Here is a 7,441-nt window from a genome sequence, read left to right as displayed (position 1 = left end):
GACGGCGCCCATGAGGACGGCGGCGAGGGTGGAGACGTCGGTGTCGCGGCGCATGGGTTGGTAGCCCTCGACGGCGGCGAAGAGGACCAGGCCCAGGGACCAGAGGTCCGACGCCGGGTTGCCCTCGTGGCCCTGGAGGCGTTCGGGGGCGACGTAGGGCAGGGAGCCGACAACGCTGCCGGTGGAGGTGAGGCCGGTCAGGTCGTTGACGGCGGCGATGCCGAAGTCGGTGAGGACGGGGGATCCGTCGGTGCGCAGCAGCACATTCGGGGGTTTCACGTCGCGGTGCAGGACACCGACCGCGTGGGCGGCGCGCAGTCCGGCCAGGATTCCGCGGCCGATCCAGGCGGCCTGCGCGGGCGGCATCGGTCCGTCGGCCATGCGGTCGGCGAGCGAGCCGCCCGCGACCAGTTCCATGACGATCCACGGATGCTGCTCGGCGGGCGTGTCCACGATGTGGTGGATGGCCACCACGTTCGGGTGGGTGATGCGGGCCAAGGCGCGGGCCTCGCGCAGCACGCGCTCGCGCTGTACTTCCGCGTTGCTGCCCTCGTCGCCTTGGGCGCGCACCTCTTTCAACGCCACTTCGCGATGCAGCGCGATGTCGTAGGCGCGCCACACCGTGCCCATACCGCCGCTACCGAGGGGCTCGATCAACTCGAAACGCCCGTCGACCATTGCCCGCCCGGAACTCACGGTGTGCAGCTTAAGGTCGCCGCCCCCGCCACGCGAGATCTCGTACCGGACGGTCCGATCCAACCCGCCCCGTGGTCTTTTCCAACCTGATCAAATGCCGTCAACAGCGCGGGACACGGCCGTAAAGAAACCGTCAGGATCGATCATCCGCCCTGTACAGCAGGTATGAAGTGGAGTGCCACGCAACCGTGAGAATGTAAGGAGAAGCCGTGCCGCACATCGCCGTCACCCTGATGGTGATCCTCGGGTTCCTCGCCTGCGCACTGACGCTGCGCGCCCTGGCCGCCGCCGGAGACAAAAGCGTTCCCGTCCGCACGGCGCAGCAGGGCATCCGCGCACCTCGCGCGATGATGGACGAGTGAAACGCGGCCAACTACGCATCTACCTCGGCGCTGCCCCCGGTGTGGGCAAGACCTATTCGATGCTGTCCGAGGCGCAGCGCCGGATCGAACGCGGCCGCGACGTGGTCGCGGCGGTCGTCGAGACGCACGGCCGCTCCAAGACCGCCGAGATGCTCGGCGGCATCGAGCGCATCCCGCCCAAAATGGTCGAGTACCGCGGGACCACGATGCCCGAACTCGATACCGAGGCCGTGCTGCGGCGTCGACCGGCCGTGGTGCTGGTCGACGAACTCGCGCACACCAACGTGCCGGGCAGCAAGAACGAGAAGCGCTGGCAGGACGTGCAGGAACTGCTGGACGCGGGCATCGACGTGGTGTCCACGGTGAACGTGCAGCACCTCGAGAGCCTCAACGACGTGGTCGAGCAGATCACCGGCATCGTGCAGCGGGAAACCGTGCCGGACTGGGTGGTTCGCTCCGCGGATCAGGTGGAGCTGGTCGACATCACGCCGGAAGCCTTGCGCCGCAGGATGTCCCACGGCAATGTCTACGCCGCCGAGAAGGTCGACGCCGCCCTGCGCAACTACTTCCGCCCCGGCAACCTGACCGCGCTGCGCGAACTCGCGTTGCTGTGGCTGGCCGATCAGGTGGACGCCGCCCTCGCCAAATACCGTGCGGACCACAAGATCACCAAGACCTGGGAGGCCCGCGAACGGGTCGTGGTGGCGGTGACCGGCGGCCCGGAATCCGAGACCATCGTGCGCCGCGCCAGCCGCATCGCCGCCAAGTCCAGCGCCGAGCTGATCGTGCTGCACATCGTGCGCGGTGACGGCCTGGCCGGGGTGTCCTCGCAGCGCCTGGCCCGGCTGCGCGACCTGGCCACCAGCCTCGACGCCAGCCTGCACACCGTCACCGGCGAGGACGTGCCCTCGGCGCTGCTGGATTTCGCGCGCCAGGTCAATGCCACCCAGCTGGTGCTGGGCACCTCCCGGCGCTCCCGCTGGGCCCGCATGCTCGACGAGGGCATCGGCGCGGCCGTGGTGCAGGAGTCCGGCAAGATCGACGTGCACATGGTGACCCACGAGGCATCCAATACCGGCAGCGGATTCCGGTGGTCCTCGCTGACCCGCGGCGAGCGCAAGATCGGCTCGTGGGCGGCGGCGCTGCTGGTGCCGTCGCTGATCTGCGCGATCAACTACTTCTGGCTCGACAATCTGCTGGATCTCAGCGGTGAGAGCGCGCTGTTCTTCATCGGCGTCATCGCGGTGTCGCTGCTGGGCGGCGTCGCCCCGGCGGCGCTGTCGGCGATTCTGTCGGGCATCCTGCTGAACTGGTTCTTCACCGAACCGCGCTACAGCCTGACCATCGACCAGCTCGACAATTTCCTCACCATCGTGGTGCTGCTGATCGTGGCCGTCGCGGTCGCGGCGCTGGTGGACGTGGCGGCCAAGCGAACCCGGGAGGCGCGCAAGGCTTCCCGGCAGGCCGAACTGCTCGCCCTGTTCGCGGGCTCGGTGCTGCACGGCGCGGATCTGCAGGATCTGCTCGAGCGCGCCCGCGAGACCTGGGGTCAGGAGGCGGTCAGCCTGATCGCCGACGGCGAGGTGATCGCCTCGGCGGGCGAGAACCCGCCGTCCAAGGTCGACGATTCGCTCACCGCATTGGAGGCAGGCGATGACATGCACTGGCTGCTGCTGCGCGGGCGTCCGGTGACCTCCGGAGACCGCCTGGTGCTGGGCGCGGTCGCGAATCAGGCCGCGGGACTGGTGCATCAGACCCAGCTGCAGGAGGAGGCCAGCGCCGCGCAGGCGGTCATGGAGGCCGACAAGCTGCGCCGCGCCCTGCTGTCCGCGGTCAGCCACGACCTGCGCACCCCGCTGGCCGCCGCCAAGGCCGCCGCGTCGAGCCTGCGCAGCGACGATGTCGAGTTCTCCCCCGAGGACACCGCCGAATTGCTGGAGACCATCGAGGAATCCGTGGATCAGCTGACCGCGCTGGTCGGCAATCTGCTGGACTCCTCGCGGCTGGCGGTCGGGGTGATCAAGCCGCAGATGCGCAAGGTGTACCTGGACGAGGTGGTGCACCACGCGCTCATGGGCATGGGCACCCGCGGCATGCGCCGCACCACCATGGACCGGGTGAAGGTGGATGTCGACGCCGTCTCGGTGTGCTCGGATCCCGGTCTGCTGGAACGGGTCCTGGCCAATCTCATCGACAACGCGGTGCGCTACTCGCCGCGGGATTCAGTGGTTCGGGTGGCCGCCGAGCAGGTCGGCGAGCGGGTGGCGATTACCGTGGTCGACACGGGTCCGGGCGTCCCCTCGGGCCAGGAGGATCAGCTGTTCGAGCCGTTCCAGCGGCTCGGAGATCGTGACAATTCCACCGGCGTGGGACTGGGGTTGTCGGTCGTACGCGGTTTTGTGGACGCGCTGGGCGGCACCGTGCACGCGGAGCCCACCCCCGGCGGCGGCCTGACCATGGTGATCGATCTGCCCGCGGGCGACGACCCCGCGGGCACGGAAGAGGAGAACGGGTGACGAACGCGGCGGCAGCGCCGACCAAAGTGCTTGTGGTCGATGACGAACCACAGATCCTGCGCGCCCTGCGCATCAATCTGTCGGTCCGCGGATACGAGGTGACCACCGCGGCCAATGGCGGCGCTGCCCTGCGCGCGGCCGCCGAGAAGCATCCCGACGTCATCATTCTCGACCTCGGCCTGCCCGATATGGACGGCATCGAGGTGCTGGCCGGCCTGCGCGGCTGGTCCACCGCCCCGGTCATCGTGCTGTCCGCCCGCACCGACTCCTCCGACAAGGTGGAGGCCCTCGACGCCGGCGCCGACGACTACGTCACCAAACCCTTCGGCATGGACGAGCTGCTGGCCCGCCTGCGCGCCGCCGCCCGCCGCTCCGCCAATACCGCCGACACCGCCGAACCGGTCATCGAAACCGCCTCCTTCACAGTCGATCTCGCCGCGAAGAAGGTCATCCGCCACGGCCACGACGTCCACCTGACCCCCACCGAATGGGGCGTCCTGGAAATGCTGGTCCGCAACCAGGGCAAACTGGTCGGCCGCCGCGAACTCCTCCGCGAGGTCTGGGGCCCGTCCTACGCCACCGAAACCCACTACCTGCGTGTGTATCTCGCCCAACTACGCCGCAAACTCGAGGACGACCCCTCCCAGCCCAAGCACCTGCTCACCGAGGCCGGCATGGGCTACCGCTTCCAGTCGTAATCCCCCGCCCAGGCAAAGAAGATCAGGGAGCTCTCACCGCGCGGAATCGGACAGAATTCCACGCTGAGAGCTCCCTGATCTTGGTAGGACCCTTTGGCTCGGCAGGGTCGCCGTGGGTTCGGATTCACGGCGTCGAGTTTGTGGGGGTCCGAGGCAACGCGGGTGGTGCGGTGGATCACGGAAAGGGTCGCGGGTGGGGGTAACGGCCCGGCGTCGGGCCGGTGATCAGCGCCCGAACATTCGGAGGGGAAGGGATTTGAGGCCGTTGTTCAGGTTCGAGCGGATGCGGCGGGAGTCGCCGGTCTGCTCGATCTTCGGGAAGCGGGTCAGCAGCTCCTCGAAGAACACGCGACCCTCGAGTCGCGCCAGGTGCACACCGAGGCAGAAGTGCTGTGCGAGGCCGAAGGACAAGTGGGGGTTGGGGTTTCGGCGGATGTCGAAGCGCTGGGCGTCGGCGAAGACGTCCTCGTCGCGGTTGGCGGAGGTGTACCACATCGCCACCTTGTCGCCCGCCTTGATGGGGACGCCGCGGATCTCGGTGTCGGCGGTGGCGGTGCGGCGGAAGTAGTGCAGCGGGTTGGCGTAGCGCAGGATCTCCTCCACCGCACCGGGAATCAGGGCCGGGTTCTCGCGCAGGGCGGCCAGCTGGTCCGGGTGCCGCAGCAGCAGTTCCAGGCCCGAGGACAGCATGGTCTTGGTGGTGTCGTTGCCCGCGGTCACCAGCTGGGTGAAGAAACTGCCGAACTCCAAGTCCGACATGGGTTTTCCACCGAACGCGCCCGCCAGGATCAGCGAGGTGATGTCCTCGCGTGGCGGGGCCGCGCGCCGGGCCATGGAGAACTGGATGGCATAGATGGCCATATTGGTGAGTTCGGCGGTGACGTCGAAATCGCCGACCAGCTCCGGATCCTGCTGGCTCACCGACTGTTCGGCCCAGCGCCGGATGCTCGGCCAGTCCTCGGCCGGAATGCCGAACATGCCGCCGATCACCTGGCTGGGCAGCACGCCCGCCACCTCGTGGACGAATTCCACCTCGCCGTCGACGCTGTCGAGCAGCGCGCGGGTCAGCCCCCGGATGGTGTCCTCCAGTTCGCCGATCACCCGGGCCTTGAAATGCTCGGCCAGCGGCCGCCGGTAATCGGTGTGCCGCGGCGGATCCATCATGAGCAGCATGTTGCGGGTCTGCTCGAGCCGTTCGGGCGGCTGATTCTCCAGGATCACGCCCTGCTGCTCGGCCGAGAAGAGTTGCGGATTGCGTGCCACGTGAGCCACATCGGCGTGCTTGAGGACCGCCCAGTACCCCGGCTCCCCCGGCATCTCCTGCCAGTGCACGGGATCGGTGCGCCGCAGCTCGGCGAAGATCTCGTGGATCGGCCCCGCCACGTAGAGATCGGGATCGTAGATGTCGGTCACCGCGCCCACGGTTCACCTCGGTATTCACTTGCGGGTCTGCGTCTTTCATTTTGGACGCTAATCGGGTAAGCGGCCCTTGAAAACCCGCTACTGACAAACATCCCAGTCAGTGGACACGATGTCAGCGAGTTCGCGGGGACCCCCGTCCCCCGCACGCAGGGTGATGAACCACCATGGAGGCCATGCCGATTGCCGCGATCGTGTTCGACATGGACGGTGTGCTCATCGATACCGAGCCCATCTGGGAGGAGGTGCGGCGCGAGTACATCGCCGAGCTGGACGGGCGGTGGCTGCCCGACACTCAGGATCGGTTCATGGGGATGAGCACCGCCGAATGGTCGGAGTACACCAGCAAGGATCTGCTCGGCGGCCGCCGCACGCCCGACGAGGTGGCCGAGGATGTGATCTCGCGCATGGCCGCTCGCTACGCCGAGCACCTGCCGCTCATGCCCGATGCCGTGGACACCGTGCGCCGGTTGTCGGCCGATTACACGCTGGGGCTCGCGAGTTCCTCGCCGCGGCGGCTCATCGACGTGGTCCTGGACCACATGGGAGTCACCCAACTGTTCGCCGCCACGGTCTCGACCGAGGAGGTGGAGCGCGGCAAGCCCGCACCCGACGGGTATCTCGAGGCGGCCGCGCGGCTCGGCATCGACCCGGGACTGTGTGTGGCTATCGAGGATTCCAGCAATGGCCTGCGCGCCGCGCACGCCGCGGGGATGACGGTCATGGCCGTGCCGCATCCGAAGTACCCGCCCGCCGCCGACGCCATCGCGCTGGCCTCGGCCGTAGCCGACAGCCTGAAGGACGTCACACCGGAGCTGGTGGCGGAATTCCGCTGACGGCCTCGACGTTCCGAATCGAGCGGCAACCAGATGGTTGTCCCGGGTGACTCAATGGGAGGATCTTCCTATGTCCGAACAGACCGCCGCACCGCAGACCGCTACCGTAGACCCGGCCGCCGAGCCGGTCGAGCTGTGGGCCGAACGCACCGGCACCCGCGCCTACACCGGCCGCAACAACCGCGGCGGCGAGGTATTGATCGCCTCCGCTGGCGTGCCGGGCGCGTTCACGCCGGGTGAGCTGCTCAAGATCGCGCTCGCGGGCTGCACCGGGCTCAGCGCCGACTTCACCCTCTCGCGCCGCCTCGGCGACAGCTTCGACGCCACCGTGCGCGTCTCCGGCGACGCCGACCGCGAGAACGAGGTGTACCCGGAGCTCGCCGAGTCCTTCGAACTCGACCTCAGCGAGCTCGAACCCGAAGCGCGCGAGCGCCTGATCGTCGCCGCGCAGCGCGCCGTCGACAAGGTGTGCACGGTCGGCCGCACCCTCAAGGCCGGGACCACCGTCAACCTGACCTTCCGAATCGACGAATGAGTTCGGAGACGGTTCGGCTCAGCGCCTGGGTGCACGGCTTCGTCCAGGGTGTCGGGTTCCGCTGGTGGACCCGATCGCGCGCCCTGGAGCTGGGCCTGACCGGCTACGCCCGCAATCATCGCGACGGCCGCGTGCACGTCGTCGCCGAAGGACCCCGCGATCGCTGCGAAACGCTCCTCGACCTGCTACGTTCCGGTACTACACCGGGCCGGGTAAACCTGGTGGTGGAAGACTGGAACACCGCCCAGGGCGGCATGTCAGGATTCGAAGAACGCTAGCGAGCGGCAAGCCCACGGAGTCGACCAATGCCCAGTGACCGCCCCGGTGGCCCGGACAACACCCCGGACCGCAACTCCCCCGACCCCGCACACCCCTCCGA

8 protein-coding genes are annotated in these 7,441 nt (G+C 68.4%); 6 read left to right on the top strand and 2 right to left on the bottom strand.

Annotated features, from left to right (window positions below; translation table 11 throughout):
- Positions 1-696 (bottom strand): serine/threonine-protein kinase (locus tag ACAM49_RS37195; RefSeq protein WP_369640224.1); only part of this gene is annotated, 696 nt, incomplete at its 3' end.
- 209 nt (positions 697-905) lie between these two features.
- Here ACAM49_RS37195 and ACAM49_RS37190 point away from each other — a divergent pair.
- Genes ACAM49_RS37190 through ACAM49_RS37180 form a run of 3 tightly spaced genes read left to right on the top strand, consistent with a single transcriptional unit; the run spans position 906 to position 4,272 of the window.
- The gene (locus tag ACAM49_RS37190) at positions 906-1,058 is read left to right on the top strand and encodes a hypothetical protein (protein ID WP_369640223.1); all 153 of its coding nucleotides are present in this window, start codon (positions 906-908) and stop codon (positions 1,056-1,058) included.
- Complete coding sequence (locus tag ACAM49_RS37185) at positions 1,055-3,574, top strand: ATP-binding protein (RefSeq protein WP_369640222.1); 2,520 nt, start codon at positions 1,055-1,057, stop codon at positions 3,572-3,574. The genes ACAM49_RS37190 and ACAM49_RS37185 overlap by 4 nt, the downstream gene beginning before the upstream one ends.
- A complete protein-coding gene (locus ACAM49_RS37180; protein ID WP_369640221.1) occupies positions 3,571-4,272 on the top strand; it encodes a response regulator in 702 nt (233 codons plus the stop codon). The genes ACAM49_RS37185 and ACAM49_RS37180 overlap by 4 nt, the downstream gene beginning before the upstream one ends.
- A gap of 225 nt (positions 4,273-4,497) precedes the next feature.
- Here the strand turns inward: ACAM49_RS37180 and ACAM49_RS37175 are convergent, their stop codons facing one another.
- The gene (locus tag ACAM49_RS37175; RefSeq protein WP_369640220.1) at positions 4,498-5,685 is read right to left on the bottom strand and encodes a cytochrome P450; all 1,188 of its coding nucleotides are present in this window, start codon (positions 5,683-5,685) and stop codon (positions 4,498-4,500) included.
- A 182-nt stretch (positions 5,686-5,867) separates the two neighbouring features.
- On the opposite strand from ACAM49_RS37175, the gene ACAM49_RS37170 reads away from it, so the two are divergent.
- The 3 genes from ACAM49_RS37170 to ACAM49_RS37160 all read left to right on the top strand — a co-directional run bounded on the left by ACAM49_RS37170 (position 5,868) and on the right by ACAM49_RS37160 (position 7,340).
- Positions 5,868-6,527 carry an HAD family hydrolase gene (locus ACAM49_RS37170; protein ID WP_369640219.1) on the top strand — a complete coding sequence of 220 codons (660 nt, stop codon included), beginning with the start codon at positions 5,868-5,870 and terminating at the stop codon, positions 6,525-6,527.
- A 70-nt stretch (positions 6,528-6,597) separates the two neighbouring features.
- Positions 6,598-7,062, top strand: a complete 465-nt coding sequence (locus ACAM49_RS37165) for an OsmC family protein (protein WP_369640218.1) — start codon at positions 6,598-6,600, stop codon at positions 7,060-7,062.
- The gene (locus tag ACAM49_RS37160; RefSeq protein ID WP_369640217.1) at positions 7,059-7,340 is read left to right on the top strand and encodes an acylphosphatase; all 282 of its coding nucleotides are present in this window, start codon (positions 7,059-7,061) and stop codon (positions 7,338-7,340) included. The genes ACAM49_RS37165 and ACAM49_RS37160 overlap by 4 nt, the downstream gene beginning before the upstream one ends.
- Positions 7,341-7,441 lie beyond the last annotated feature (101 nt).

Source organism: Nocardia sp. JMUB6875 (assembly GCF_041154655.1).
Lineage (GTDB): Bacteria > Actinomycetota > Actinomycetes > Mycobacteriales > Mycobacteriaceae > Nocardia.
The sequence above is the reverse complement of the archived record's forward strand: the minus strand, read 5'-3'. Positions and strand labels throughout refer to the sequence as shown.